The organism is Streptomyces tubbatahanensis, from assembly GCF_022699385.1.
GTDB classification, from domain to species: domain Bacteria; phylum Actinomycetota; class Actinomycetes; order Streptomycetales; family Streptomycetaceae; genus Streptomyces; species Streptomyces diacarni.
This window is the reverse complement of the sequence record NZ_CP093846.1, coordinates 5,615,365-5,640,435: the sequence shown is the minus strand read 5'-3', so window position 1 is coordinate 5,640,435 and position 25,071 is coordinate 5,615,365. Positions and strand designations below refer to the sequence as shown.

Annotated in this window: 26 protein-coding genes; 5 read left to right on the top strand and 21 right to left on the bottom strand. The window is 71.1% G+C overall.

Annotated features, from left to right (window positions below; genetic code table 11):
- Positions 1–247: 247 nt before the first annotated feature.
- Positions 248–979 carry a bifunctional DNA primase/polymerase gene (locus tag MMF93_RS24445; protein WP_242754809.1) on the top strand — a complete coding sequence of 244 codons (732 nt, stop codon included), beginning with the start codon at positions 248–250 and terminating at the stop codon, positions 977–979.
- A gap of 233 nt (positions 980–1,212) precedes the next feature.
- On the opposite strand, the gene ftsY is transcribed toward MMF93_RS24445, so the two are convergent.
- Positions 1,213–2,439 carry a signal recognition particle-docking protein FtsY gene (ftsY, locus tag MMF93_RS24440; protein ID WP_242754808.1) on the bottom strand — a complete coding sequence of 409 codons (1,227 nt, stop codon included), beginning with the start codon at positions 2,437–2,439 and terminating at the stop codon, positions 1,213–1,215.
- A 105-nt stretch (positions 2,440–2,544) separates the two neighbouring features.
- Between ftsY and MMF93_RS24435 the strand changes: the two genes are divergently transcribed.
- Positions 2,545–3,561 carry an LLM class flavin-dependent oxidoreductase gene (locus MMF93_RS24435; protein WP_242754807.1) on the top strand — a complete coding sequence of 339 codons (1,017 nt, stop codon included), beginning with the start codon at positions 2,545–2,547 and terminating at the stop codon, positions 3,559–3,561.
- A gap of 121 nt (positions 3,562–3,682) precedes the next feature.
- On the opposite strand, the gene MMF93_RS24430 is transcribed toward MMF93_RS24435, so the two are convergent.
- The 4 genes from MMF93_RS24430 to MMF93_RS24415 all read right to left on the bottom strand — a co-directional run bounded on the left by MMF93_RS24430 (position 3,683) and on the right by MMF93_RS24415 (position 10,307).
- Positions 3,683–5,116, bottom strand: a complete 1,434-nt coding sequence (locus tag MMF93_RS24430) for a sugar porter family MFS transporter (protein ID WP_242754804.1) — start codon at positions 5,114–5,116, stop codon at positions 3,683–3,685.
- Between the two features lie 232 nt (positions 5,117–5,348).
- Entirely contained in the window at positions 5,349–9,113 is a 3,765-nt protein-coding gene (gene smc, locus MMF93_RS24425; RefSeq protein ID WP_242754803.1) for a chromosome segregation protein SMC, read from the bottom strand.
- A 358-nt stretch (positions 9,114–9,471) separates the two neighbouring features.
- On the bottom strand, positions 9,472–9,675 hold the full coding sequence (locus tag MMF93_RS24420) for a hypothetical protein (protein ID WP_242754802.1): 204 nt from the start codon (positions 9,673–9,675) through the stop codon (positions 9,472–9,474).
- A gap of 311 nt (positions 9,676–9,986) precedes the next feature.
- On the bottom strand, positions 9,987–10,307 hold the full coding sequence (locus MMF93_RS24415; protein WP_114024299.1) for an acylphosphatase: 321 nt from the start codon (positions 10,305–10,307) through the stop codon (positions 9,987–9,989).
- A gap of 250 nt (positions 10,308–10,557) precedes the next feature.
- On the opposite strand from MMF93_RS24415, the gene MMF93_RS24410 reads away from it, so the two are divergent.
- Positions 10,558–11,442, top strand: a complete 885-nt coding sequence (locus tag MMF93_RS24410) for a CAP domain-containing protein (RefSeq protein WP_242754801.1) — start codon at positions 10,558–10,560, stop codon at positions 11,440–11,442.
- Positions 11,443–11,462: 20 nt separating this feature from the next.
- On the opposite strand, the gene MMF93_RS24405 is transcribed toward MMF93_RS24410, so the two are convergent.
- The 10 genes from MMF93_RS24405 to MMF93_RS24360 form a co-directional block, all read right to left on the bottom strand.
- Complete coding sequence (locus MMF93_RS24405; RefSeq protein WP_242754800.1) at positions 11,463–12,701, bottom strand: tyrosine-type recombinase/integrase; 1,239 nt, start codon at positions 12,699–12,701, stop codon at positions 11,463–11,465.
- Positions 12,701–12,898, bottom strand: coding sequence for a helix-turn-helix domain-containing protein (locus tag MMF93_RS24400; protein WP_242754797.1), 198 nt, complete (start codon positions 12,896–12,898; stop codon positions 12,701–12,703). Before MMF93_RS24400 ends, MMF93_RS24405 begins: the two co-directional genes overlap by 1 nt.
- A gap of 2 nt (positions 12,899–12,900) precedes the next feature.
- Complete coding sequence (gene repSA, locus MMF93_RS24395) at positions 12,901–14,304, bottom strand: replication initiator protein RepSA (protein ID WP_242754795.1); 1,404 nt, start codon at positions 14,302–14,304, stop codon at positions 12,901–12,903.
- Between the two features lie 4 nt (positions 14,305–14,308).
- Positions 14,309–14,497: a hypothetical protein gene (locus MMF93_RS24390; protein ID WP_242754793.1), complete on the bottom strand. Its 189-nt coding sequence runs from the start codon at positions 14,495–14,497 to the stop codon at positions 14,309–14,311.
- Positions 14,498–14,590: 93 nt separating this feature from the next.
- A complete protein-coding gene (locus MMF93_RS24385; protein WP_242754791.1) occupies positions 14,591–14,962 on the bottom strand; it encodes a hypothetical protein in 372 nt (123 codons plus the stop codon).
- 17 nt (positions 14,963–14,979) lie between these two features.
- Entirely contained in the window at positions 14,980–15,168 is a 189-nt protein-coding gene (locus tag MMF93_RS24380) for a mobile element transfer protein (protein ID WP_242754788.1), read from the bottom strand.
- Positions 15,169–15,191: 23 nt separating this feature from the next.
- Entirely contained in the window at positions 15,192–15,854 is a 663-nt protein-coding gene (locus MMF93_RS24375) for a DUF2637 domain-containing protein (protein WP_242754786.1), read from the bottom strand.
- 68 nt (positions 15,855–15,922) lie between these two features.
- Positions 15,923–16,090 (bottom strand): hypothetical protein, encoded by a 168-nt coding sequence (locus MMF93_RS24370; protein WP_242754784.1) that lies wholly within the window; start codon positions 16,088–16,090, stop codon positions 15,923–15,925.
- Positions 16,091–16,177: 87 nt separating this feature from the next.
- The gene (locus MMF93_RS24365) at positions 16,178–17,458 is read right to left on the bottom strand and encodes an FtsK/SpoIIIE domain-containing protein (protein ID WP_242754782.1); all 1,281 of its coding nucleotides are present in this window, start codon (positions 17,456–17,458) and stop codon (positions 16,178–16,180) included.
- 2 nt (positions 17,459–17,460) lie between these two features.
- Positions 17,461–17,790 carry an SCO3933 family regulatory protein gene (locus MMF93_RS24360; protein WP_242754780.1) on the bottom strand — a complete coding sequence of 110 codons (330 nt, stop codon included), beginning with the start codon at positions 17,788–17,790 and terminating at the stop codon, positions 17,461–17,463.
- 136 nt (positions 17,791–17,926) lie between these two features.
- Here MMF93_RS24360 and MMF93_RS24355 point away from each other — a divergent pair, with 136 nt between their 5' ends.
- Positions 17,927–18,697 carry a GntR family transcriptional regulator gene (locus tag MMF93_RS24355; RefSeq protein ID WP_242754778.1) on the top strand — a complete coding sequence of 257 codons (771 nt, stop codon included), beginning with the start codon at positions 17,927–17,929 and terminating at the stop codon, positions 18,695–18,697.
- Entirely contained in the window at positions 18,694–19,236 is a 543-nt protein-coding gene (locus MMF93_RS24350; protein ID WP_242754776.1) for a GNAT family N-acetyltransferase, read from the top strand. Before MMF93_RS24355 ends, MMF93_RS24350 begins: the two co-directional genes overlap by 4 nt.
- 1,103 nt (positions 19,237–20,339) lie before the next feature.
- Here the strand turns inward: MMF93_RS24350 and mutM are convergent.
- The 6 genes from mutM to coaD form a co-directional block, all read right to left on the bottom strand.
- On the bottom strand, positions 20,340–21,209 hold the full coding sequence (gene mutM, locus MMF93_RS24345; protein WP_242754774.1) for a bifunctional DNA-formamidopyrimidine glycosylase/DNA-(apurinic or apyrimidinic site) lyase: 870 nt from the start codon (positions 21,207–21,209) through the stop codon (positions 20,340–20,342).
- Between the two features lie 138 nt (positions 21,210–21,347).
- Positions 21,348–22,274: a ribonuclease III gene (gene rnc / locus MMF93_RS24340; RefSeq protein WP_242754772.1), complete on the bottom strand. Its 927-nt coding sequence runs from the start codon at positions 22,272–22,274 to the stop codon at positions 21,348–21,350.
- Positions 22,275–22,293: 19 nt separating this feature from the next.
- Positions 22,294–22,467 carry a 50S ribosomal protein L32 gene (gene rpmF / locus MMF93_RS24335; RefSeq protein WP_016470089.1) on the bottom strand — a complete coding sequence of 58 codons (174 nt, stop codon included), beginning with the start codon at positions 22,465–22,467 and terminating at the stop codon, positions 22,294–22,296.
- A 2-nt stretch (positions 22,468–22,469) separates the two neighbouring features.
- Entirely contained in the window at positions 22,470–23,027 is a 558-nt protein-coding gene (locus MMF93_RS24330) for a YceD family protein (protein ID WP_242757747.1), read from the bottom strand.
- 222 nt (positions 23,028–23,249) lie between these two features.
- Positions 23,250–24,455 (bottom strand): cell division initiation protein, encoded by a 1,206-nt coding sequence (locus tag MMF93_RS24325; protein WP_242754770.1) that lies wholly within the window; start codon positions 24,453–24,455, stop codon positions 23,250–23,252.
- Positions 24,456–24,585: 130 nt separating this feature from the next.
- A complete protein-coding gene (gene coaD, locus MMF93_RS24320) occupies positions 24,586–25,065 on the bottom strand; it encodes a pantetheine-phosphate adenylyltransferase (RefSeq protein ID WP_242757746.1) in 480 nt (159 codons plus the stop codon).
- Positions 25,066–25,071: the final 6 nt, after the last annotated feature.

Below are 25,071 nucleotides of genomic sequence, written 5' to 3'. Positions count from 1 at the left end.
CGCGCTCTCTCCACTGTGTGTACCGAAAGTAATCCTACGATCACGAGCCTGGCGAGTGTAATTGCAGAATCGCCACCATTCGCCACCCCTTCGAATGAACCCTTCAGCGTCAGTAAGCGCTTGACTTGACACCGGGCATCAGCCCACGGAGAGACGGCCCCAACTCCCCGCCCCGTTCCGGCATTCCGATCGTCACTGTGTGCAACGCATTCGTAACCATCAGCATTCGGGACCCGTTGGAGTGAGCATGGGCTTCACGATCGGCGCCATCGGCGGTCTCAGCGGCATCCGCGAGATCCGCGAACTGCGGCCCGGTGCACGCAGGCGCGAGCGCGCCCAGGTGTGCACCACCGTGGCGGAGTACACGAGCCTGTGGGGCTGGGACGTCGTCCCGGGCGCCCGGGCCGCGCGGTCGGGAGACCGCGTCACCTGTTCGTGCGGCGCCGCCGCGTGCCCGGCACCCGGCGACCACCCCCTCGACGCGACGCTGGAGGTGCCGGCGGGCGCCACCCTCGACGAGGCCACACGCGCCTGGTCCCAGGTGCCCGGCGCCGCCACGCTGCTGCCGACAGGCCGCGCCTTCGACGTACTCGAGGTGGGGCTGGCCGCCGGCCGGTGCGCGCTGGTGCGGCTGGAGCGCATGGGGGTGCCACTGGGCCCCGTGGCGGTGACGCCGCACGACAGGGCCTGGTTCCTGGTCGCCCCCGGCGCGGCGGCCGAGCTGCCCGATCTGCTCTACCGGATGGGCTGGGACGACGCGGACCTCGACCTGCGCGGCAGGGGCGAGGGGGAGCACATCACCGCGCCCCCCTCGGACCTGGCCGCCCACGGCCCGGTCGGCTGGCTGCGCCCGCCCACCCTGGAGACGGCCGGGCGCCCGCCGCAGGCGCGGCTGCTGCTGGGAACGCTGGCCTACGTCTGCCATCGCTCGGCGGTCGTGCGCCCGCGTACGGTCGGGGGCGGCCCCGCGGCGCGGTAGCCGGCGCCGCCCGAAGGCCCCTTTGAGGGTGTGGGGGGCAGCCCCCCACCTCCCACCGCAGCGGATGCCTCATCCCCAGCAGCCGACCCAGACCCAGAGCATCGGCCCAGCCCCGGGGCGCCGGCCCAGGCCCGGGCGCCGCCCAGGCCCGGGGCGCCGGCTCAGGCCCGGGCGCCGCCCAGGCCCGGGGCGCCGGCTCAGGCCCGGGCGCCGCCCAGGCCCTGGGCGCCGGCTCAGGCTTCCTCGACCAGGGCGTCGACGAACGCGTCGGGCTCGAACGGCGCCAGGTCGTCGGCGCCCTCGCCCAGCCCCACGAGCTTGACCGGGACGCCCAGCTCGCGCTGCACGGCGATGACGATGCCGCCCTTGGCGGTGCCGTCCAGCTTGGTCAGGACGATGCCGGTGATGTCGACGACCTCGGCGAAGACCCGGGCCTGCACCAGCCCGTTCTGGCCGGTCGTGGCGTCCAGCACCAGCAGCACCTCGTCGACGGGGCCCTGCTTCTCCACGACGCGCTTGACCTTGCCGAGCTCGTCCATGAGCCCGGTCTTGGTGTGCAGCCGGCCCGCCGTGTCGATCAGCACCACGTCGGCGCTCGCCTCGGTGCCCTGTTTGACGGCGTCGAAGGCGACCGAGGCCGGGTCTCCGCCCTCGGGGCCGCGGACCGTGCGGGCGCCCACCCGGGTGCCCCAGGTCTCCAGCTGGTCGGCGGCTGCCGCACGGAAGGTGTCGGCTGCGCCCAGCACCACGGACTTGCCGTCCGCGACCAGCACCCGGGCGAGCTTGCCCGTGGTGGTGGTCTTGCCGGTTCCGTTGACGCCGACGACGAGGACGACGCCGGGGCGGTCGACGGCCCCCTGGGTGTCGGTGTGGACGGTGCGGTCGAGGTCGGGGCCGACGAGGGTGAGCAGTTCCTCGCGCAGCAGGGTGCGCAGCTCATCGGGGGTGCGGGTGCCGAGCACCTTGACGCGCTCGCGCAGCCGTTCGACAAGCTCCTGGGTGGGGCCGACGCCGACGTCGGCGGTCAGCAGGGTGTCCTCGACCTCCTCCCAGGTCTCCTCGTCCAGATGCTCCCTGGACAGCAGGGTCAGCAGCCCCTTGCCCAGGGAGTTCTGGGAGCGGGACAGCCGGGCGCGCAGCCGCACGAGGCGGCCCGCGGTCGGCGCGGGGGTCTCCACCTCGGGTGCGGCCTCGGCGGCCTCGGGGGTGGCGGGTGCCTCCGCCTCCTCCGCTTCGGGGAGGCCGACCTCCTCGACGGGACGGCGGGCGCCTTCGGGCGGGGCTTCCGCCTCCTCCCCCACCGTCGGCTCGGCGGTACGTGTGGGCGCTTCGGTCGTGCTCTCGGGGGTGCGGGGCTCCTCGGTCTCGGCCGCCTTCTTGCGCCGGCCGGTCACCACGAGCCCACTGATCGCGACGAGAGCGACCACAGCGATGACTACGACAAGGATGACGATTTCCATAGCGGCTCCAGTATCCGCCACCGTCAACGCTTCACGGTCATTCCCTCCTCGCGCGCGCTGGGTTACCTTCCGTCACGCACCGTGCCGTCTGCTGGGGAGTCCCACGTGACCGTGACGACCACCATCCGCTTCAATCTCGTCCAGCCCGACGCGTGTTCGGGCGCGGGATCCGGACCGTCGCTGGGCGACCGCTACCAGGCGGCGCTGGAGATGGCGGCCTACGCCGACGCACACGGTGTGACGTCTCTCATCGTCGAGGAACATCACGGCTCGCCCGACGGCTGGCTCCCCGCTCCGCTGGCGCTGGCGGGCGCGCTGCTGGGGCGGACCCGCACCACCCTGGTGACGGCCTGCGCGATCCTGGCGCCGCTGTACGACCCGCTGCGGCTCGCCGAGGACCTCGCCGTCCTCGACCTGGCGAGCGGCGGGCGCCTGATCACCGTGGCGGGGATCGGCTACCGCAAAGAGGAGTACGAGGCGCTCGGGGTGGACTTCGCGCGGCGCGGCGCGCTCCAGGACGAGGCGCTGGAGACGCTGCTGGCCGCCTGGACGGGCGAGCCGTTCACCTACCGCGACCGCACCGTGCGGGTCACCCCGCGCCCGCACACCCGTCCGCACCCGCCGCTGTTCGTCGGCGGCAGCTCGCGTCCGGCGGCGCGGCGCGCCGCACGGCTGGGGCTGCCGTTGTTCCTGCCCGCGCACCTGCCCGAGCTGGCGCGCTACTACGAGGAGCGCTGCGCCGAGGCCGGGAACGCCCCGCTGTGCCTGCTGCCACCGCCCGAGCTGCCTGCCGTACATCTGACCGACGACCCCGACCGTGCCTGGGCCGAGCTGGGCGGGCACTTCCTCCACGAAGCGCGCCGGTACGCCTCATGGCAGACCGCGGACGTGCACTCGCTGATGACGGCGCGGGCGGCCACGGTGGAAGACCTGCGCGCTGAGGGCGTCTACCGCTTCCTCACGCCGGAGCAGTGCCTCGCGCTGGTCGCCGGTCAGCCGGCGGGGGCCCGGCAGCTGCTGCTGCACCCGCTGTGCGGGGGCATGCCGATCGAGGAGGGCCGGCGCTCGCTGCGCCTGCTGGCCGAGGAGGTCATCCCCCGGCTCGCGGAGATCGAGGAGTAGCGCCTGGCGAGCCGGACGGTCACAGCGCCGGGCGCCCTTTCACCGGAGCCGGACAGTCCGCTGCCCCGGTCCCTGGCGAGGGGGCCGGGGCAGCGCCGTACGAGGAGTGGGCGGCGGGGACTTAGCCCATCTCCTCCAACGCCTTGCCCTTGGTCTCGCGCACCCACAAGAGGATGAACGGGATGGAGAGCAGGGCGAAGACCGTGTACACGACGTAGGTGACGGACAGGTTCCACTCCGACAGGCTCGGGAAGCTGGCCGTGATCGCCCAGTTGGCGATCCACTGGGCGGAGGCGGCGATGCCCAGCGCGGCGGCGCGGATCCTGTTGGGGAAGATCTCACCGAGCAGCACCCAGACGACCACGCCCCACGAGAGCGCGAAGAACAGCGTGAAGGTGTGCGCGCCGACCAGGGCGACCACGCCCTGCGTGTCGGGCAGCGAGACGTCGTCTCCGGAGCCGGTCTTGTAGGAGAACGCCCAGGCGACCGCCGCCAGCGAGAGCGTCATGCCCACCGAGCCGATCAGCGCCAGCGGTTTGCGGCCGATCCGGTCGACGAAGACCATCGCGATGACGGTGCCGACGATGTTCACGATCGAGGTCGTGAAGGAGTAGAAGAACGAGCTGCTGGGGTCGATGCCCACCGACTGCCACAGCGTCGAGGAGTAGTAGAAGACGACGTTGATGCCGACGAGCTGCTGGAAGACCGACAGCCCGATGCCGACCCACACGATGGGCAGCAGCCCGAAGCGCCCGCCGAGCAGGTCGCGGAAGGAGGACCGGTGCTCGCTGCGCATCGCCGTCTCGATCTCGTCGATGCGCTGGTCCAGATCGGTGCGCTCGCCCTCGACGCCGGCCAGCACGCGGCGGGCCTCGCTCTCGCGTCCCGCGGAGATCAGAAAGCGGGGGGACTCGGGGATGCGGAAGGAGAGCAGGAAGTAGGCGAGCGCGGGGATCACCATGATGCCGAGCATCCACTGCCAGGCCTCCAGGCCCGCCAGGGTGCCGCGCTGGTCCCCGTCGGCGACGGTGAGGATGCCCCAGTTGACGAGCTGGGAGAGGGCGATGCCCAGCACGATGGCACCCTGCTGGAAGGAGGCGAGCCGGCCGCGGTAGGCGGGGGGCGAGACCTCCGCGATGTAGGCGGGGCCGATGACGGACGCCATGCCGATGGCGATGCCGCCCAGCACCCGCCACAGTGCCAGATCCCACAGCGCGAACGGGAGGGCCGAGCCGACGGCGCTGACGGTGAACAGGACGGCGGCCAGCCGCATGACGGGGATGCGGCCGATCCGGTCGGCTATGCGTCCGGCTATGGCGGCGCCGATGGCGCTGCCGATCAGGGCCGCCGCGATGACCTGTGCCAGCAGCGCTGAACCGACGTCGAAACGGTCCCTGACCGCCTCCACCGCTCCGTTGATCACTGAGCTGTCGTAGCCGAAGAGGAAGCCGCCCATGGCGGCCGCCGCGGTGATGAAGACGACACGGCCGAGCGGGGCCGTGTGCCCCCCGGAGCCGGGCCGCGTGCGCGGCGCTGCCTGCGGTGTGCTGGTCACGTTGTTCTCCTGAGGTACCCCGGCCACGGTGCCGGGAGGGGACGCCTCCGTCCAAAGGTCGAAGACGGGCGCGTGGCGTGCCTCGCCGTCTTCGAGCTCACGGGGGCACCTCAAGACTGTAAATCTTCAATTCATGAAGTCAATAGGTCGGCTTCTGCGACCCTACGCACACGTGAGGGGAGGCAGTGTTCGGTTTGTGAAGCAAGAGGGCTTACCGAAGGAGGGTGCCGTCTCAGCTGAGGCGCTGGCTGATGACCTTTGAGACGCCGTCGCCCTGCATGGAGACGCCGTAGAGCGCGTCGGCGACCTCCATCGTGCGCTTCTGATGGGTGATCACGATCAGCTGGGAGCTGTCCTTGAGCTCCTCCATGATCCGGATGAGCCGCTGGAGGTTGGTGTCGTCGAGCGCCGCCTCGACCTCGTCCATGACGTAGAAGGGGCTCGGCCGCGCCTTGAAGATCGACACCAGCAGCGCGACCGCCGTCAGCGACCGCTCGCCGCCCGACAGCAGCGACAGCCGCTTGACCTTCTTGCCGGGCGGCCTGGCCTCCACGTCCACGCCGGTGGCCAGCATGTCGTCGGGGTCGGTGAGCACCAGCCGCCCCTCGCCGCCGGGGAACAGCCGCGAGAAGACGCCCTCGAACTCGCGAGCCGTGTCGTGGTACGCCTCCGTGAAGACCTGCTCGACGCGCTCGTCCACCTCCTTGACGACCCGCAGCAGGTCGGCGCGCGTCTTCTTCAGATCCTCCAGCTGCGCGCTCAGGAACTGGTGCCGCTCCTCCAGCGCGGCGAACTCCTCCAGCGCCAGCGGGTTGATCTTGCCGAGTTTCTGGTACGCCCGCTCGGCCGCCTTGAGCCGCTTCTCCTGCTCCGCGCGGACGAACGGCACCGCCTCCCCGCCCCGCGTTGCCTGGCGCCGCGCCGCACCGGTGACGTTTCGCGCACCGCCCTCGGCGACCGCCCCGCCGTCCTCGGCCTCCCCGCTGTCCTCGGCCTCCCCGCTGTCCTCGGTGGCTTCGGTGGCTTCGGTGGTTCCGGCTGCTTCGGTGGCTTCGGCGGGTGAAGTGGGCGGGACCAGCTGGTCGGGGCCGTAGTCCCGTACCAGCCCCTCCGGCTCGACGCCCAGTTCCTCCAGGGCCTTCTTCTCCAACTGCTCGATGCGCATGCGCTTCTCGGCGCCGAGGACCTCGCCCTTGTGCACCGAGTCGGTCAGCTTGTCCAGCTCGTCCTTGAGACCGCGGCCCTGGCTGCGCTCCTCACCCAGAGCCTGCTCGCGCTCGGCCTTGGCCCGCTCGACCGCCTCGCGCTCCTCGCGCGCCCGCTCCAGCGAAGCCTCGACGTGCGCGAGCAGCTGCCGGGCCCCGTCGGCGACGGCCTCGGCCACCTCGGCCTCGTGGCGCAGCCGCTCCCTGCGCTCCCGCGCACGCGCTCTGGCCTCGCGCTCGGCGCGGGCGCCCCGGTCGAGGGAGTCCGCGCGCCCCGCGAGCCCCTTGACCCGCTCCTCGTGCGTGCGGACCTGGAGCCGGGCCTCCATCTCCGTCTGGCGCGCGTTGGCGCCGTCGGCCGCGAGCCGGTCCCGCACGGAGGTGTCCGGATCGTCCGAGGCCTCGGCCTCATGGGCCTCCTCGGCGACAGCGAGCCGTGCGGCCAGCTCCTCGGCCTCCTGCCCGGCCCGCGTCAGGGCCTCCTCGGCCTTGGCGACCGCCGCCTCGGCACGCTCCGCCTCGCCCTGCGCGGCGCGCGCCTGTCCCGACAGGGTTCCCACCCGCCCGGCGACCCGGGACTTCTCGCGCTCCGCGGAGGACCTGCGGGCCGCGAGGTCGTCGAGGGCCGCGGCCCGGGTGCGGCGCGCTTCCTTGGCCTCGGCCTGCTCCAGTGTGAGGCGCTCGCAGCGGGTCTCCAGCTCGGTGAGGCGGGACGCCGCCTCGTCCACCGCCGCCTGCGCCTCCAGCAGGGAGGGAGCGCCCTCCGAGCCGCCGCCGGCGTGGTGCGCGGACAGGATGTCGCCCTCCGCGGTGACCGCCGTGAGGCGGGGGTGCGCCCTGACGACCTCCTCGGCCGTCTCCAGGGTGTCGACGACGACGGTGCGAGCGAGCAGGTGTTCGACAGCGGGACGGAGTTGTTCCGGCGCGGCCACCAGCGCAGTCGCGGCGGTGGAGCGGGAGGGCACGGCCCCGGCGCCGGACGGCGGCGAGGGAGAGGGAGAGGGAGAGGGAGAGGGAGAGGGCACGGTGCCGTTGCCGGGCGGGGGCGTTGTCGCGTCCGCCCGCTCGCACTCCTCGTTGGCCACGATCAGGGAGGCGCGGCCGCCGTCCTCCTTGCGCAGCAGTCGCAGCGCCTCGGCCGCCGTCCGCACGTCCGTCACCGCGACCGCGTCGGCGGCCGAACCCAACGCCGCCGCTATGGGCAGCTCGTGGCCCGGGGTCACGGTCAGCAGTTCGGCCGCCGGGCCGAGCAGCCCCGTGAGGCGGTCCTTGGCGGCGAGCAGCGCGGCCGTACCGTCCTTGCGGCGCAGGTTGAGGGCCAGGGTGTCGTGGCGCGCGGAGACGGCGGCACGTTCGCGCTCGGCCTCGTTCAGTGCGTCCCGTGCGGCGTTGAAGGAGGCCTCCGCCTCGGCCAGTTCACGCTTGGCCTCCTCGTGGCGTTCGGCCAGTTCCTCGTCGCCCTGGTCGAGCCCGGCCACCTCGCCGCGCAGCGTCTCGTACTCCTGTTGGGCCGCCTCGGCGCGCCGCAGTGCCTCGTCCCTGGAGGTGGCGAGGCGGTCGATCTCGGCCTGCGCCGAGGCCATGCGGCTGCGCGCCGTGCTCGTCTTGCCGCGCAGGCGTTCGAGCCCTTCGCGCCGGTCGGCCAGCGCCCGGGCCTCGTCGCGCAGCCGGCGCTCCTCGTCGGCCAGCCGCCGTTCCAGCTCGGCCCGGTGGGCGACGGTCTCCTCCAGCGCCGTCGTCGCGGCCTCCAGCGCGGCCTCCAGCTCCGCCTCCTGCTCGCGGACGCGGGCCGCCTCGCGCTCCATCTCCTCCGGGTCGCGCCCCCTGCGCTCCTCGGGCTGGGGAGAGGCCGCGTGCTGGACGCGCTGGTCGGCCAGGCCGATGGTGCCGCGCACACGTTCGGCCAGCTGCGAGAGTTCGTACCAGGTCTGCTGGGCGCGCTCCAGGCGGGGCGTCAGGGTGCGGACCTGCTGTTCGAGTTCGGCCTCCCGGCGCAGTGCCTCCTTCAGCTCGGCCTCCGCCGCCTGTTTGCGCTGCTTGAGCTCCGCCTCGTCGGCGACCTCGGTGCGCAGCGCCTCCCGCAGCGAGACGAGATCGTCGGCCAGCAGGCGGAGCCGGGCGTCCCGCAACTCGGCCTGGATGACCTGCGCCTTGCGGGCGGCGGCGGCCTGGCGGCCGAGGGGCTTGAGCTGGCGGCGCAGCTCGTCGGTGAGGTCCTGGACGCGGGCCAGGTTGGCCTGCATGGCGTCCAGTTTCCGCAGCGCCTTCTCCTTGCGCTTGCGGTGCTTGAGGACTCCGGCCGCCTCCTCGATGAAGGCGCGGCGCCCCGTCGGGTCGGCGTGCAGGACGCCGTCGAGCTGGCCCTGGCCGACGATGACGTGCATCTCGCGGCCGATGCCGGAGTCGGAGAGCAGCTCCTGGATGTCGAGCAGCCGGCAGGTGTCGCCGTTGATCTGGTACTCGCTGCCGCCGTTGCGGAACATGATCCGCGTGATGGTGACCTCGGCGTACTCGATGGGCAGTGCGCCGTCGGCGTTGTCGATCGTCAGCGAGACCTCGGCCCGGCCCAGCGGCGGACGTCCCGTGGTCCCGGCGAAGATGACGTCCTCCATCTTGCCGCCGCGCAGCGACTTGGCGCCCTGTTCGCCCATCACCCACGAGAGGGCGTCGACGACGTTGGACTTGCCGGAGCCGTTGGGGCCGACGACGCAGGTGATGCCGGGCTCGAAGCGCAGCGTCGTGGCGGAGGCGAAGGACTTGAATCCCCGCAGTGTCAGGCTCTTGAGGTGCACGCGTCCGGACCCTACCGAGGTTGGTACGGGGATGTCGCGCCCACCGCACCGAAGGGGGCGGGAAGGTTCCGGCGCCGGGGTCGCGCCGCCGGGTTTCGCCGTGGAGGCGCCAGGGCACACCAGACGTAACGAAGTGCACCGGGACCGCCACTCGGCAGCAGGACAGCACGAGGCAGTCCCAGCAGGCTCGCGCCGCGCCCGGACAGCAGCGCGGCGACGAAGACAACCGACGCCGATGACGCCGCTCTGCGGCGACGACGCCCAGCAGGGTGCGGGAAGAACAAAGGGACGCCGAAGCGTCCCTTACAGATTGTCGAGCGCGGCCGTCCTGCTCGGCCTGTCCTGCCCGGGGGCTGGGTCAGGTGAGCGCGGGCTCGGCCGTCGTCACGTCGATGTCTTCGAACACCGAGTCATGCCGAGCGGCGGCGGACAGAGCGTCGTTCTCGGCCTGCATCCGTACAAGTTCGGATTCGAGGTCCTGGACACGCTGCTGCAGCCGTCGCATCTCGGCTTGCACTCGGGGGTCGAAGCCGCCGACGTGACCGAGAAGCGCCTTTGCCATGATGGATGGTCCTCCACACTGAGTGACCGACCGTGAGTCTGGTGGGTCGTGAGGGAATCGCACCGTTGAGGGTCTGCTCTGGACTTTTACTGAAGAATCTTCGATCAAACAGCTCAGGTGCGCGGGGATTCCAGGGTCTCACCAAAAGGTTTGACGGTCAACACGATCACACGTGGCGCCCCCGGGTGTGCCTCGACTCGACGGCGTCCGGCGCCGGAGCAGGCTGCCCTCGGGGGCTGGGAGGAAGATCCACCGCGCTGACTCGTTGCGGAAGCTTTGCACGCCACAGCCCGAATGGCAACCGTTGTGGATCACCGGATCGCGAAGCCGCGGTACCCCCCGCGGGGTGTGTCCCAGATCTCGGTCACACCGTCCACGTGGCCGGGCGTGTCACCGCCCCGCAGCCACTCCAGCAACTGCTCGCAGTCGGCGCGGGTGCCCTCCGCCACGATCTGGACCCGCCCGTCGCCCAGGTTGAGGGCGAAGCCGACGAGCCGCCCGATGCGCAGTGCCGCCGCGCGGGTGAACCAGCGGAAGCCCACACCCTGCACCTCGCCGCGCACCCACGCGGTCAGGCGCGCGGGATCGTGCGGACGCGCCCCGCCCGGCTGCTCGGGCACCTGCTCTGACATCCGGTCACGCTCCGCCGCCCGCGCGGGCTCGCTCTCCGGTTCGTGCAGCCGTCCGTCCGGGCTGTCGTCGGTCGGGTTGATGGCAACCATGGGTGCACGCTATCCGGACAATTCCCGAGCGGACACATCCACCCCCGTGCGGATGCCGTACATTGCCCGGCAACTCTCTTCACACGCCCCGCACACTTCGGGCGAGGGGAGAGGAGACAGTGAGCCGCAGTGACCGCCGAGCAACGTGAGGACAGCACAGATGGGCCGCCATCGACGCGCTACCCCCACCCCGCCCGCACCCAAGGACGACCCCGCCCGGAGCGCGACCCGGCAGCGGCACGGCAGGCGCCCCGGGCGTACCGGAGCCCCGGTGCAGACGGGGCTGCTGGGTGCCTCCGCGGCCCTGGCGATGGGGGCGGTCGCCGTGGCGTCGGGCCTGATACCCGCGCCCGGCAGCCCCGACGGGCCCGGGGATCACCGCGTCCGAGCCCAGGAGGAGCCCGAGGAGACCGGGCCTCCCACGACATCCGGCGCCCCGGCCGAAGCGACCGCCACCGCGGCCCCGGGAGGCGACGACCGGCGCACGACCGCTCCCGGAAGCCGGCACTCGCGAAAGAACGAACCCTCGTCCTCGCCCTCCGAGGCCTCCCCCTCCCGCCCCACGTCAGCACCCGACGGCGACGAGGAGCGCGGCTCCCGCGACGGGCGGGACCGCGACCCGGCGCGGAGCGGGTCGGCGGGCGGGAGCACGGCGGCGGCCGACCAGGAGTCCGCCGCCGAGCAGGAGGTGCTCACCCTGGTGAACCAGGAGCGCGCCAAGGCCGGCTGCCGGCCCGTGCGGGCCGACGGAGACCTGGCCGCGCTCGCCGGCGGCTACAGCGCCGACATGGCACGGCGCGGCTTCTTCTCGCACACCTCGCCCGACGGCAAGAGCCCCTGGGACCGCGCGGAGGCCGCGGGCGTCACCGACCTGGGCGGTGAGAACATCGCACGCGGTCAGGCGAACGCGCGCTCCGTAATGGACTCCTGGATGAGCAGCCCGGGCCACCGCGCGAACATCCTCAACTGCGACTACCGCACGCTGGGCGTCGGTGCGCACTTCGCCGAGGGCGGCCCCTGGTGGACCCAGGACTTCGGCTTCTGAGATAATCACAGGTCAGCGACCTACACCCCGCTCAGGGCCGTGTCCGGGCCGTCATCCGAAGCTCCTTCATCTCGGAAGACCGCATCCACAGCGGCCCGCGTCCGCGTCTCGCTCGACGGCATCATGTGCGTGTAGGTCCGCAGCGTGAAGCCGGGGTCATGGTGGCCCAAGTACTCACTCAGAGCTTTGATGCTCTCCCCCGCGTCCAGGAGCACGGACGCGTAGAAGTGGCGAAGCGCGTGCATGCCGTTGTCCCGGCCAGAGTCGATGCCGACAGCGCGCACGGCAGGGCGCCACTGACGATCGTTGAAACGGTTGCGGTTGAGCGACAGCCCCTCAGGACTCCGGAAGATCAAGGTTGCCGTGACCGGAGGGCCGTCCACCGTCTTCCACGGCAAGGTGACCTCAGCGGCCGGAAACGTCGTCAGATGCGCGGCTAAAGCGAAGCCGATCGACTCGGGCAGAGGCACGTCCCGCTCCTTGCCGCCCTTGGGCGGGGCGAACACCGGACGGTTTCGCAGTAGCTTCACCTGCCGCACGACATGCACGACCCCGCCCAAGAAGTCCACGTCCTCGACAGCCAGGCCGAACGCCTCACCCTGCCGAAGACCACACCCGGCAGCGGCGTCCACGAGAACGCGGTAGCGCTCGGGAAGCTCTGCCCGGACGGCCTTGACGCGTTCGGCCGTCCACGGCTTGATCTTGCGTGGATCGAGTCGCGGCGCCTTGACCGATCGAGCACTGCACGGGTTGGTCCTGATGATCCGGTCTTCCACTGCCGCTGTGAACACTGTGGAGACGTGAGCGAAGATGCCACGACGGTAGGCAGCCGACAGGCCGGCGTCCTCCAGGGCGCGGATCCAGAGCCGCAGGTGCGTCGGGTTGAAGGAACCCATGGGACGTTTGCCGATGTGCGGGATCGCATGCAGCCGTAGCCGCATCTCGACGGACTCACGCGTCGCGGGGTCCGTCATCTGCGTACGCATCCATTCGGTGGCGTACTGCTCAAAGGTGACCCTGCCTGCTTCGGGTGCGATGTAGTCCCCGCGCGACATGTCCGCTTCGACGTTCGACAGCCATGTCTCGGCCTTGCGCTTCTGCTTGTCCGCGAAGCTCTTACTCTTCTCCGTCCCGTCCGGCCCCACGTATCGGGCGCGGTAGCGCATGCCGACGCCGAAGCGATCGGTCTTGACCTTGACGGACTTGCCGTCCGGACCGGTGGTGGTCTTGTACCAGCGGTCTTGGATGTGGCCGGCCATCAGGCGACCTCCCCGACGCGGGAGGCGACCCAGGTGCGTACGTCTTCGGGGTCGTAGCGCAGGTGGCGGCCGATGCGGAAGCCGGGCGGGCCGGTGCGCTTGCGGCGCCATTGGTAGACGGTTTCGAGGGGGACGCCGAAGAGGTCAGCGAGGTCTTCGGGGCTCAGGTAGCGGCGGGGGAGCGTCGCGGTCGCCATGGTCACCACTCCTGTGCGTCGTCGGTTAGGTGGGCTTGCTCATGCCGTGCTGTCTCTCGTTGGGCGCTGAGATCGCGGGCGATGGTGGCGGCGAGCCAGGATTCGCCGGGGGTGTGGCCGTGCCCGGCGTAGGCCCAGTGGGCGAGCGTGAGTGTGGTCGCCTCTGCTGGTGCGTCGTCGGGGTCGGGGAGGCCGAGGGCTTCGCGTTGTTGGGCGGCGCGGTAGTCGGCTCGGGTCTGTCGGAGGGCGCCGAGGGTGGTGGAGTAGCGGCGGGATTTGGTGGAGAAGTGGCCGCGGAAGCCGAGCATGTGGGCCCAGTCCCGAAGCCGGCGGTCGGGGTAGGCGGCGTGCAGATCGAGGCATGCGGCGATCAGCCGGGCCGGGTGATCGGGGACCCCGAGCAGAGCCAAGGCTTCCTTGTTGCCGATGCGGCGGTCCACGGTGCCGGTGGTCTCGGCGGCTTTGGTGGCGTATTTGGCCACGTAGGAGGCCACGGCCGCCTCGGTGAGGTCTTCGCCGTGGCCGAAGGCGCCGATGGGCTGCACGTCGATCTGTTGGCCCCAGCGCAGCGACCAGCCGTCGAGGTAGCCGTATTCCTCGTTGGGGTCGACGGTGACCACGACGCGGGCGGCGGCGGCTCGGATGGCGTTGTCGAGGAGGTAGAGGGTGGCCCAGTGCGGGGGCGGGGTGTCGGGTCCGTCCGGCCCGTCGAGGCGGATGACGGCGTGGAAGTGGACGGCCCCGCGCTTCTGGTACTCAGCGACCTTGCCGAAGGAGACCCGGGACTGTTCCCGCGCGGCCTTCTGTGTCAGCCCGGCGCGCTTGGCGATCTCGCGGCGCAGGTAGATCGTGAAGCGCTGCCACAGCTCGGAGGCGTGGTTGTTCCACAGCACCGCGTGCGCGTAGTCGTAGGCGTCGGGGTCCAGTGGGGTCCCCAGGGTCGGGGCGTCTTCGGGGTGATGGTTGCCGCAGCGGCAGGGGCGCTTGCCGGGTCGGTTGTGGACCGGACCGAACGAGGGAGCCGTGAGGGTTGTGAAGACCCGCGGGTGGTCGCGGACGGTTTCGGGGGTGTCCTTGCTCGGGTCGCCGGTCAGGCCGGCGCGGATGAGGTGGAAGGTGTCGCCGGCGTAGGTCCAGGCGCAGGCCGGGCAGCGGGAGGCGCGGCGGTTGCCGCACGCGATGCGTAGCCGGCCGCCGGGCTCATGCTCGGTGCTGTAGGAGTGGAGAATCTCGCCGGTGGTGCGGTCGCGGGTGACGGTGCTGCCGGTCAGGTGGATGGGGTCGGTGCAGCCGCCGGTGCGGCGGATCTGGTCTTGCCAGCGGTCGAAGCCGGGGGCCCCGGCCACCCTCAGCGCGTCGGCGAGGGTGGCCGGGGCGACGACCGCCGGGGAGGTGGTCACGTTCATGCGATCACCGACCAGCCCGGGTCGACGACCGGACGGTGACCCGGCGGCGGCCGGTGCCGTCGCAGGCGCGGCAGACGACCGGGATCGTGAGTCGGGTGCCGTCCGGGTGCTGGGTGCCGGTGTCGATGTGGACGACGGGGAAGCCGTCGCAGTCCCGGCAGCGGCGGGTGTGGGCAGGGGTGGGCTGGGTCATGATGGTGGTGTCCTTTCGGATCAGTGGTCTGGAAGGGCGGTAGGCGTCCGGGGCGGCGGATACTTGGCGGTTGAGGCCGCCCCGGAGGCCGTCTTACTTGCGGTAGGACCGGGCCCGCTTCGGGCGCGGGGAACGCTTGGAGTGCCCGCGGGAGGGTCGTGCGGTGACCGGCCGTCCCTTGGGCCCTTTGGTCTTGTTGGCGCGGTTGAGGGTGTAGCTGAGGCCGCCGCTCGCGGACAGGACCGCGACGAAGGAGGCGGCGATGATCTGCACCACGAACGCGGCCACGAGCAGCACCACCACGCTCCCGGCGGTGATCGTCAGCGTGAGCAGGATCGGGCCCCGGTAGTTGCGGGGGGCTTCCTGCACGATGACGACCTTGCGGGGGTCGGCTCCGGCGGGGATCTGCTGGTAGAGCTCGGTGGGGATGTGGCCGGCGCGGAGCTGTTCGTCAGGCAGGTGCATGACAGATTCACCTCATCTCAGGGGTTGCAGCGGTGGGTGCGGGCGGCGAGTTCGGCGGCCGGGCGGTCGGTGTAGTCGGCGGAGAAGCCGCAGCCGGGGGCGGTGCAGGCGGCGGTGTGCTTGGTACGGCCCCGGCCGTCGTAGTAGGAGCCGACCTGCACGGGGCCGATACGGCGCACGTCGTAGAAGCGGTTCGGGCGAGCCATGAGGGAGCCTCCCTTTCGAGGTGTCAGGCGAGTTGGGTGACGATCGCGGACGCGAGGGTTTCCGGGATGCCGAGGCGGGAGCGCAGGGTGGCGGTGTCGATCGGCGTGCCGGTGGTGGTGCGGTGATCGGCGTCGAGCTTGCGCGCGTGGTCGATCAGCGCCGGCGGAACAGCCGGAGAGGACTCCACCGCCGGGGCGGGAGCAGGCCCCGCGGGTCCCAGCTCAGGCGCCTCGAACGGTTCCGACTCGGCAACGGCCGGGGCAGGGACCGGTTCGGGTTCCGGCGTCGCAGGCGCCGGCTCGTGAGCCGGTTCGGGCTGGTGTGGGGTGGGGCTGTGGGCGAGGAGGGTTCCGCCGAGGAAGGCCAGCGCGGGCCAGCCGGCGACCAGGATCCGTAGCCATGCGGGTACCGCGCCCAGGTCGAGGAGTCCGGCGGTGGCGATGTTGGCTCCGAGGGAGGCGACCAGGGCGACGAGGAACCAGCACCACGCGGCCGTGCGGTCACCGCCCAGGCGCAGCCGGCGCCATGCGGCCACGAGTAGCAGATCGACTGAGACGGGGTAGGCCCAGGCTTTCCATCCGTCCTGTCCGGCAGCGGCGGCCAGGTCGTGCAGGTGGGCGAAGGAGAGCGCACCGGCGATCACGGCCTGTACCAGTACGGCGTCCAGACGGACCGAACGGATCATCTCTTTCACCTCCCTTCCAGGTGAGCCGGGGCGGGCTGGTGTTGCGTTGGCTCGCCCCGGGGGGTGGGTCACTGGGCTTCGCCGCTGCCCCAGCACTCGGTGCACAAGGCGGACTGCTTGTCGTCGGTGGCGCGGCCCTTGCGGGCGCCGACGCGGACGGTCTCGGTGATCTCGCCGGTGCCCTTGCAGGGCTGGCACTTCTTCGGCTTGGCAGCGGAGCGCGGACGTGCGGGCATGGCAGGGTCCTTCCGGTTTGTGGCATGAACGGGGTAGGGACCTGGCGCGAAGGCGGTCACGCCGACCGTGAAGCGAGGGGGCGGGAACTACGGCCGGAAGGGCTTGAGGAAGGCCGGTTCCGGGGTCAGGCGAGCGAACTCGCGGCAGATCGCGACCGCTTCCTCACTGCTCATTTCCGGGGTGCGGATGAGGGACCAGCCGCCGGAGGTGTCGCCTGCAACAGCCACCCCGGGCCGGTTCGGTGCGATCCTTGTGACGGCCTGCAAGGCGTCGGGGGCAATGTCCTTGAGCCCCATCTCGGCGGTCTGGAGATCGTTGACGCGGTGCACCACGCGGCCGGTGAGCTGTGCACGGAGCATTGTGGCGCCCTTGCCCAGCTCGGAGCCGAAGCGCTGCCCGCACGCCTCCAGGTAGATACCGACCGCGCGGGCCATCTGCGCCAGCCGCACCAGGTGCTGCACCATCCGATCCCGGCGTTCCTCATCCTTCTTCGCGGAGACGAGGAACAGTTCCGCCACCTCATCGATCAGCACCACCAGCGGCACCGGCCGCACCGATGCAGGAAGCTCCCACACATCCGAGACGCCGTGCGCGCTCAGCAGGTCGAAGCGCTCTTCCATCTCCCCGACCAGCACATCCAGCAGTTCCGAAGCGATCTGCGGCGTCGCCGCCAACGCGGAGAGGCGGGGTGCGTATCGGGTCTGTTCGACACCGCGTTTGCAGTCGATACCGATCAGCCCGACCGGCAGCCGGGCGAGACCGGCTATCAGGTTGCGCTGATACACCGACTTACCCGACTGATTCGCACCCAGCGTCAGCGCGTGCGGCACCTGCCGAAAGTCGCGGCAGAAGACCGTGCCGTCCTCCCGCAGCGCGACCGGAACCACCATCGGCCCCGACTGCTTCCGCCGGCGCGGCATCCGGACCCGGGCCAACACGTCATAACCCGTCATCCGCAGCTCCACCACACCCGGGCGAGCCTCCACCACCGTCACCGAGCGCACACCCCACGCATGCCGCAGCCGCTCAGTGGCCGCCGCCACATCCGCCGGTTCCAGACCAGCCGGGAGCCGCAGCGAGACCCGCAATCCGGTCGAGGTAGGCGAGACCCGCCGCACCTTCGCGGGCACCGGACGCACCTCCCGACGCGCCATGTTCCGCGTCATGAACGCCCGCATCCCCGACGGCTGCACCGTCAGCCCGCAGACCTCCATCGTGGACCGGTACGTCAGCGAGAAACGGCCCCAGGTGACCGGGAGCCCGACCAGCGACCAGTACACGCGCGGCGCACGGGCCTTCGCGTAGCCGAGTCCACCGGCGCCGGCGGCCAGTGTCGCCACCTCGGTGACCGTCGTCAGGTCCGACACGATCAGGCACCCGCCGAGATCGCGACCGCACGGAAAGCGATGCCGTGCCGCTTCTGCCCGTTGAACTCGTTCTCCCAGTCACGAGCCTTAAGCCCCACGACCGACACCGGCGTGCCCGGCACAAGCCCTTCCTGGAGACCCGTCTCCGGAACGGTCACCTGGTAGAGGTTCCCCTCCCCCTCATCCGAGACGAGAAGACCCACCGTCGAGAGGCCAGCACCGGTGTCCCGGTCAGTGGCCCGCTCACCGGTCTTCTTGTTCACCATCTTCGGCTCGGGCGCGGTCGCCACGAACACGGTGGCGGTCGAAAGGTCGATCTTGAACACAGCCATGACTACTCCTTGGTCCGTACACCCCGCTATGTGCGTGGTGTGGGTTGTGTACGTACACAAAGAAGCTAGGGCTGAGGCCTGTCGTTCGTCAAGGGGGTTGGTACGTTGTGTCCGTACACAATTGGAGGGCTCGGAGATGCCAGCAGCTAGGAGTAGTGCGCGAAGCCTCTATGCGCAGGTCGCTGACCTGCTGCGTAAGGAGATCAAGGACAACCAGTACGCCCCGGATCAACCGCTTCCCCGCGAGGAAGATTTGGTCAAGAAGCACGGCGTCAGTCGCGACACCGTCCGGAAGGCCCTGGCGCAGCTCACTCAAGAAGGGTTGATCTACAGCACTGGCCGAAGCCGGTATGTGCGGCTGTACTCCCCTCTGGAGTGGTCTCTCCACCGCTTCGAACACAGCAGCGGGCGCAGTGACGAAGGCTCAGAGGCCCTGGATGCCTGGTCACGCGCCGTGGTAGATCAAGGCAGAAAGCCCCGCCAGGACGTTGAGGTCTCGATGAGGAAGCCGCCCCCAGAGGTAGCGGCCGGCCTAGAAGTGGATGCGAACGAGTTCGTGGTCGTGCGCCAGCGCACCCGCTACGTAGATGAAGTGCCGTATCAGCTCTCCACCAGCTACTTCCCGCACGACGTAGCGGAAGGCACCCCGCTGATGGAAGAGGGAGACGTTTCCGCAAAGGGCGGGATACTCGCCGCCTCGGGGTACCCCCAGAAGCGCTACCTCGACCGCATCAAGAGTCGGATGCCCATGCACGACGAAGCGGAGCGTCTTGGGTTGCCCCAAGGCACAGCAGTGATCGAGCACACCCGCATCGGGTACGGGGAGGATGACCGCCCACTTCGGATGATGGTCACGATTGCCCCGGGAGACCGACACACCCTTGTCTACGAGGTGCCGGCCGCATGAAGACCTATCCCATCCGCCGGGCAACAACCGATGACTTGGCCGATGTCATGGAGCTTCGCCACGACGCGGAACGCTGGTTGGCGTCGCGTGGGATCAGGCAGTGGCTACCAGAGTGGGCGGAACGGGCCTACGCGAAGATCCGCCAAGGCGTCGAGGACGGAACTACCTGGCTTGTCTACGACGGAAACACGCCGATCGCGACGGTCTCTCTGGGCGGGCCCGATCTCGACTTCTGGAACGAGGACGACGACCTTGCGTCAGGACTCCACTTCTACAAGCTGATCACGGCACGCTCCCGTGCAGGCGCTGGTTTGGCGGAAGCTGTCATCGACTGGGTGAGCCGACGTGCCGCAGCAGAAGGCAAGAAGTGGGTGCGACTGGACTGCTGGCGAGACAACGACGGATTGAAGGCCTACTACCGCAGGATCGGTTTCGAACACATCCGTACGGAAGCCCGCGAGTGGCGCGAGTCGGGAGCCCTGTTCCAGCGACGGGCCGGCTTGACCACGGCCAGGGACCTACGAGTTGAGGAAGCGTAGCCCGTTCAACAGCACAGCCCGGAAGTGCTGTTAGAACCTTCCCTACTTCATCAAGGCTCGCTCCGCTCGCGAGGGTGGGGAGGGGGAGGCCCCTTCGGGGACCCTCCCGCAGGCGGGAGCGTGGGGGCGGTAGGCCCGGCAAGCGGGCAGTAGCCGTCCAGGACGCACCGAGCGCACCGCGCCCCATGGAGCCCGGCCAGAGACACGGACACAAGGCCGGTAGGGCTTCGCCCTCCGTGAGCCGGTACGGCTTCCCGATGCGCGGCCAGGGGTGGGGGCTCTTGCCCTTCGAGCATCCGGCGCCGGCGAACCAATCGACTGTTCCAGCCGCCGCTACGGGCTACACCCCGCAGGCCCGCACCGCGGGCCCGCGCGGAGCTCGGGGCTCGGGGCTCTGCTCCTGCCTTCGGCCCGCGCCGCCCCGGCCCCGGCCCCGCGCCATCCAGGAGATGCCACGAGGTAGCCCGCTTCACGCTTTGGCACGCCGTGAAAGCATCGCGCCGGAACGAGCGCTGAGACCCACCCCCACCGAGCACCGACGCCCCACCATCAACGGGCAAGCACACCGGCAGCTCCGAGCCGGCGAGGCACCCAAGACGCCGACAGCCAGGTTCGACGAGGAGACGCCACCGGCCCGCGGGGCGGACCGCCGAAGCGCGCGGAAGGCGAAGCGGCGGGGAGGTGGGGTGAGAGGTGGGGCGGTCGGCTCCGAGACTTTAAGGTCTGCCGACCTGCGGGGCCCCTCCGAGAGCAAGAAAGGGGGCCGAGTGCCTGCTTCGCACGGTGAGGGCGGTAGCCCTCTCCATTGGCACAAGTGTAATGGCCCCCTTTCATGCTCTCGCCCCACAGATCACCAGACCTCAAACTCTCTCCCCCGACCTCACGAGGAAGCGCCCCCCTCGGGCCGTCACGGGGCCGTGGGAGGGCGCTCGAAGGTGACCAGCGATGACAACTACCGACAGCTCAACCGCAGGTCACGAGAGTGTCCGCTCACAACGTTCCAGGTCAGCGGACCGGGCAGTCACTTCTTCGGCTTCTGACCCGGCCCGGGGCGGCTACGCGCGGGCAGACCCGGGCGGCTACGCGCGGGCAGACCTGGGCGGCTACGCGCGCGCCGGGCGCGGGCGCGGGGCCCGCTGGCAGCGCGGGCAGAAGTAGCTGGAGCGGTTCATCCACGCGCTGCGGCGCATCGGGGTGCCGCAGCGGCGGCACGGCTCGTCCTGGCGTCCGTAGGCGTCCAGGGAGCGCTCGAAGTAGCCGGACTGGCCGTTGACGTTCACGTAGAGGCTGTCGAAGCTGGTGCCGCCCGCGGCCAGCGCGGCCGTCATGACGTCGTGGACGTGCGCCACCAGTTCGGTGGTCTGCGTCCGCGTCAGGGTGGCGGTGGGCCGGTCGTAGTGCAGTCGTGCGCGCCACAGCGCCTCGTCGGCGTAGATGTTGCCGACGCCGCTGATCAGGGACTGGTCGAGCAGCGCTCGCTTGATCGTCGTACGGCGGCGGCGCAGGGCGGCGTGGAAGGCGTCTTGGTCGAACTCCGGATCGAGCGGATCGCGGGCGATGTGCGCTATCACGTCCGGGAGGCCGTCCTCGGACGCCGGGTGCAGCGAGAGCCCGCCGAAGGTGCGCTGGTCGACGAAGCGCAGCTCGCCCCCGTCCGCGTCCTCGAACGTGAACCTGACCCGCAGGTGCCGCTCGTCGGGGGCGGCGGCGGGCTGGACGAGGAGCTGGCCGCTCATCCCGAGGTGCGCGAGGACGGCGTGCGCCCCGTCGTCGACGGGCAGCCACAGGTACTTCCCGCGCCGCATGGCCGCACCGATGCGGCGGCCGGCGAGCCGGCCGGCGAAGTCCAGCGGTCCGGCGACGTGGCGCCGGATGGCGCGCGGGTGGAGGACCTCGGCGGCCGTGACCGTACGGCCGCTGACCCAGCGCTCCAGGCCGCGGCGGACGACCTCGACTTCCGGCAGTTCGGGCACGGCTCCTCCAGGCGGTACGGGCGGTGGGGCCCCGCCGTGGCGGGGGCGGCGACACCGCACGGCCGCCCCCGGTCGGGAGCGGCCGTGTGAAACGGTTCGCGGCGCGGTCCGCGGCCCGGGCGAGGGCGCGCGGCGGGCTCAGCGGGGCGCGGTGGTGTCCTCGCTCGGTTCGCCGCGCCGGCCCTCAGGCGCGGGGCTGCCATCGGCCTGCGCCGCCTGCCCCACGGCGGACGGGCCCGCGCCCTTCGCCGAGTCCGCGGTGCTCTTCACCGGTTTGGCGGCGCCGGCGACGGCCGCGCTCTCGCCGGTCTCGCTGCGGGCCGAGATGGCGCGCCAGGCCGCCTCCGCGGCCTGCTGCTCGGCTTCCTTCTTGCTGCGTCCTGTGCCGGTGCCGTACGCGACACCACCGACGCGGGCAGCAGCCGTGAAGGTCTTCTCGTGGTCGGGGCCCGTCTCGGAGACCAGGTACTCGGGGACGCCGAGGCCCTCGGCGGCCGTCAGCTCCTGGAGGCTGGTCTTCCAGTCCAGTCCGGCGCCCAGGTTCGAGGAGCGCTCGATCAGCGGGTCGAAGAGGCGGTGCACCAGTTCGGAGGCCGCCTCCAGCTCCTGGTCGAGGTAGACGGCACCGATGACCGCCTCCAGGGTGTCGGCGAGGATCGAGGCCTTGTCGCGGCCGCCGGTCCCCTCCTCGCCCCGGCCGAGACGGATGAAGGCGCCGAGGTCGAGACCCCGGGCGACGCCCGCCAGGGCCCGCGAGTTGACCACCGCGGCACGCAGCTTCGCGAGCTGGCCCTCCGGCAGGTCCGGGTGCATGCGGTAGAGCGTGTCGGTGACGACCAGTCCGAGGACCGAGTCACCGAGGAACTCCAGGCGCTCGTTGGTGGGCAGCCCGCCGTTCTCGTACGCGAAAGAGCGGTGCGTCAGCGCACGCACCAGAAGGGCGGACTCCAGCTTGTAGCCGAGCCGCCCTTCCAGAACCGCGTGGGACGAGGCCGCGTCCACCAGCTCCGCGGAATCCCCTCCCTTGCCGGGAGCGGCGTTCTTCGGAGTACCGGCGTTGGACATGAAGCCTGTCACCCGCCGATCAGACCTCGAGGACCTGACGCTTGTTGTAGGTGCCGCAGCTCGGGCACGCGATGTGCTGCTGCTTGGGCTCGCGGCAGCGCTCGCACTTCACCAGGGTCGGGACCGCAGCCTTCCACTGCGACCGGCGGTGGCGCGTGTTGCTGCGCGACATCTTCCGCTTCGGAACAGCCACGGCTACTTCTCCTGTGAGTCATCCCCGTCGGTGCGGGGCTCGTTGTCCTGCTCGCCGTCCTTCATGGTCTCGGCGAGATCCTGCAGTGCCGCCCACCGGATGTCGACGGCATCGTCGTGCCGGTGGTCGGGCTCGTCCGCCAGCTTGGCCCCGCAGTCGGGGCACAGGCCGGGGCAGTCCGCGCGGCACACCGGCTGCAGCGGCAGTGCGAGCACCACCGCGTCACGCAGCACGGGTTCGAGGTCGAACAGGTCGCCCTCGAGGAGATACGTCTCCTCGTCGTCCTCGCCCTCGCCGGGTTCCGCCACAGGGCGGCCCCGTTCGTCGGCGTCGGGATAGGAGAACATCTCCTGGAAGTCCGCTTCGACGCGTTGGTCGAGCGGCTCCAGACACCTTACGCACTCCCCTGTCAGCGGCGCACGGGCGGTACCCGTGACGAGGACCCCCTCCATGACCGACTCCAGCCTCAGATCGAGCTCGATCGTGGCGCCGTCCGGCACCTTGACGAACTCGACCCCCAGGTCACGGGGAGACTCCACCTCGCGGGTCAGCCGCTTCATCGCACCAGGACGTCGCCCCAGCTCGCGTGTGTCGAACACGAGGGGGGAGCGGGCGTCGAGGGGGGTGTTCAGGGCGTCCTGCTTTCTACGGTGGGGCTGCGGCCGCGCGAGTACTCACGACCGAAGAGACAGGATACGTGACGGCTCCCCCATGACCCAATCGGCGCCCTGACTCCGCCGGCGCCGCCGGTCACGGGCCGGTGCCGCACCGGCGCGGCAGGATCAGCCGCCGTGCCCGTGCCGCTGCTCGTACGCCCTGACCTGCTCGATGTCGATCATGCTCGTGTCGAACAGGCTGGTCTCGTCCAGCTGCGCCTGCTGCGGATGCGTCTGCTGTGCCTGCGCCGGGTAGGCGGGCTGCTGGGCCTGCTGCGCGTAGTAGGGGTCCGGCTGCTGTCCGTAGCCGTAGGGATCCTGCTGCTGCGGGTAGTACGCGTTGTGCTGGGCGTACGCGGCGTAGGGGTCGTGGTGCGGTACGCCACCGTCATAGGGCGACGGCTGCGGCTGCTGGGCGTAGTACGGGTCCGCGGCGGGCGGCGGGGACTGCGGCTGCGGCGGCAGGTGCGCGGGCTGCGGCGGCTGCATCTCCTGCGCCCCCTGCATCTGCTGCATCTGCTGCGCCTCGTGCATGTGCTGCGCCGGGTCCTGGCCGGGCAGCGGGGCGCCCCCCTGCGCGGGCCCCCCGGCGGCGACCGGGTCGGCGTGGGCGAGGCCCGCCAGGTAGTCGGAGTCGCTGGTGTGCGCCGCGTAGCCCTCGGCTCCGTCCTGCGCCGCCATGTGGGCGGCCAGTTCGTCGACGGGCTCGTGGCCGCGCAGCTTGAGGCGGCCGCGGCCGACGGCCTCCAGGGTCTTGCCGAGCACCGCCGAGACCGAACCGAGCCGGGCCTGCACGTAGTCGTCGGCACGGCGTTGCAGCTCACGCGGGTCGGCGGTGCGCTCGGGAGCGTCCTGCGCGTACTGGTCGCTCCACTCCTCGGCGCCGGGGCCGCTGCCCAGCAGCTTCTCCCGGCCGCGGTCGACCGAGCCGATCGTCTTGGAGAGCACCACTTCGAAGTTGGCGAGCTTGCTGTCGACGTAGTCGTCCGCCTCGACGCGGATCTCCTCGGCCTCCCGGCGCGCCTCGGCCAGGATGCGGTCCGCCTCCTGCTGGGCGTGGCGGGCGACCTCGGTTCCGGTCACCAGCGAGGCGCGCTCGGCCTGAGCCGTCTCGATGATGTGCTGCGCTTCCTGCCGGGCATCGGCCACCACCTGCTCACGGCCGCCGAGCACCTCGCGGGCCTCGGCGAGCGAGTCCGGCAGCGCCTGGCGCACCTCCTGAAGCAAGGAGAGGAGTTCGGCGCGGTTGACCACGCACGAGGCGGACATGGGCATCGAGCGCGCGCCGTCGACGGTCGCGACGATCTCGTCGAGTTTCTGCTGTACGTCCACGGTGGTGACTGTACGGCCCGTCAGCGCCGACTCGTCACCCTTTCACGGGTTCCACGGGTTCCCACGGGCTCCCACGGGCTCCCACGGGTTCCCACGGGCTCCCCGGGTTCCGTCCCCCGGGGAAGGGACCTCAGCGCTTGCTCAGCCGCTCGGCCAGCACCGCGTTGACGGTCTCGGGCACCAGGTGTGAGACGTCGCCACCCCAGGCGGCGACCTCCTTGACCAGGCTGGAGGAGAGGAAGCTGTAGGTCGGGTTGGTCGGCACGAAGAGCGTCTCGACGCCGGAGAGGCCGTTGTTCATCTGGGCCATCTGCAACTCGTAGTCGAAGTCGCTGACCGCGCGCAGCCCCTTGACGATGGCGGGGATGTCCCGGTCCTTGCAGAAGTCGACGAGAAGCCCGTGGAACGCCTCCACCCGCACGTTCCCGAAGCTCTCGGTGACCCGCTGGATCAGGTCGATCCGCTCCTCGACGGTGAAGAGGCCCTGCTTCGACTTGTTGATCATCACGGCCACGTGGACCGTGTCGTACAGCCGGGAAGCGCGCTCGATGATGTCGAGGTGGCCATTGGTGATCGGGTCGAAGGACCCCGGACAGACGGCGCGGCGCACGGGCAC

Excerpts from the sequence above, each read along its gene's own strand:
- MMF93_RS24415 (WP_114024299.1), bottom strand. The coding sequence starts at position 10,307 with ATGTCAGAGCAGGTGCCCGAGCAGCCGGGCGGGGCGCGTCCGCACGAT.
- MMF93_RS24350 (WP_242754776.1), top strand. The coding sequence starts at position 18,694 with ATGAAGACCTATCCCATCCGCCGGGCAACAACCGATGACTTGGCCGAT.
- MMF93_RS24405 (WP_242754800.1), bottom strand. The coding sequence starts at position 12,701 with ATGGCCGGCCACATCCAAGACCGCTGGTACAAGACCACCACCGGTCCG.
- MMF93_RS24375 (WP_242754786.1), bottom strand. The coding sequence starts at position 15,854 with ATGATCCGTTCGGTCCGTCTGGACGCCGTACTGGTACAGGCCGTGATC.
- ftsY (WP_242754808.1), bottom strand. The coding sequence starts at position 2,439 with ATGGAAATCGTCATCCTTGTCGTAGTCATCGCTGTGGTCGCTCTCGTC.
- MMF93_RS24380 (WP_242754788.1), bottom strand. The coding sequence starts at position 15,168 with ATGGCTCGCCCGAACCGCTTCTACGACGTGCGCCGTATCGGCCCCGTG.
- MMF93_RS24445 (WP_242754809.1), top strand. The coding sequence starts at position 248 with ATGGGCTTCACGATCGGCGCCATCGGCGGTCTCAGCGGCATCCGCGAG.
- MMF93_RS24370 (WP_242754784.1), bottom strand. The coding sequence starts at position 16,090 with ATGCCCGCACGTCCGCGCTCCGCTGCCAAGCCGAAGAAGTGCCAGCCC.
- rnc (WP_242754772.1), bottom strand. The coding sequence starts at position 22,274 with ATGTCCAACGCCGGTACTCCGAAGAACGCCGCTCCCGGCAAGGGAGGG.
- MMF93_RS24355 (WP_242754778.1), top strand. The coding sequence starts at position 17,927 with ATGCCAGCAGCTAGGAGTAGTGCGCGAAGCCTCTATGCGCAGGTCGCT.
- MMF93_RS24390 (WP_242754793.1), bottom strand. The coding sequence starts at position 14,497 with ATGACCCAGCCCACCCCTGCCCACACCCGCCGCTGCCGGGACTGCGAC.
- repSA (WP_242754795.1), bottom strand. The coding sequence starts at position 14,304 with ATGAACGTGACCACCTCCCCGGCGGTCGTCGCCCCGGCCACCCTCGCC.
- MMF93_RS24330 (WP_242757747.1), bottom strand. The coding sequence starts at position 23,027 with ATGAAGCGGCTGACCCGCGAGGTGGAGTCTCCCCGTGACCTGGGGGTC.
- MMF93_RS24400 (WP_242754797.1), bottom strand. The coding sequence starts at position 12,898 with ATGGCGACCGCGACGCTCCCCCGCCGCTACCTGAGCCCCGAAGACCTC.
- MMF93_RS24385 (WP_242754791.1), bottom strand. The coding sequence starts at position 14,962 with ATGCACCTGCCTGACGAACAGCTCCGCGCCGGCCACATCCCCACCGAG.
- MMF93_RS24360 (WP_242754780.1), bottom strand. The coding sequence starts at position 17,790 with ATGGCTGTGTTCAAGATCGACCTTTCGACCGCCACCGTGTTCGTGGCG.
- MMF93_RS24420 (WP_242754802.1), bottom strand. The coding sequence starts at position 9,675 with ATGGCAAAGGCGCTTCTCGGTCACGTCGGCGGCTTCGACCCCCGAGTG.
- MMF93_RS24410 (WP_242754801.1), top strand. The coding sequence starts at position 10,558 with ATGGGCCGCCATCGACGCGCTACCCCCACCCCGCCCGCACCCAAGGAC.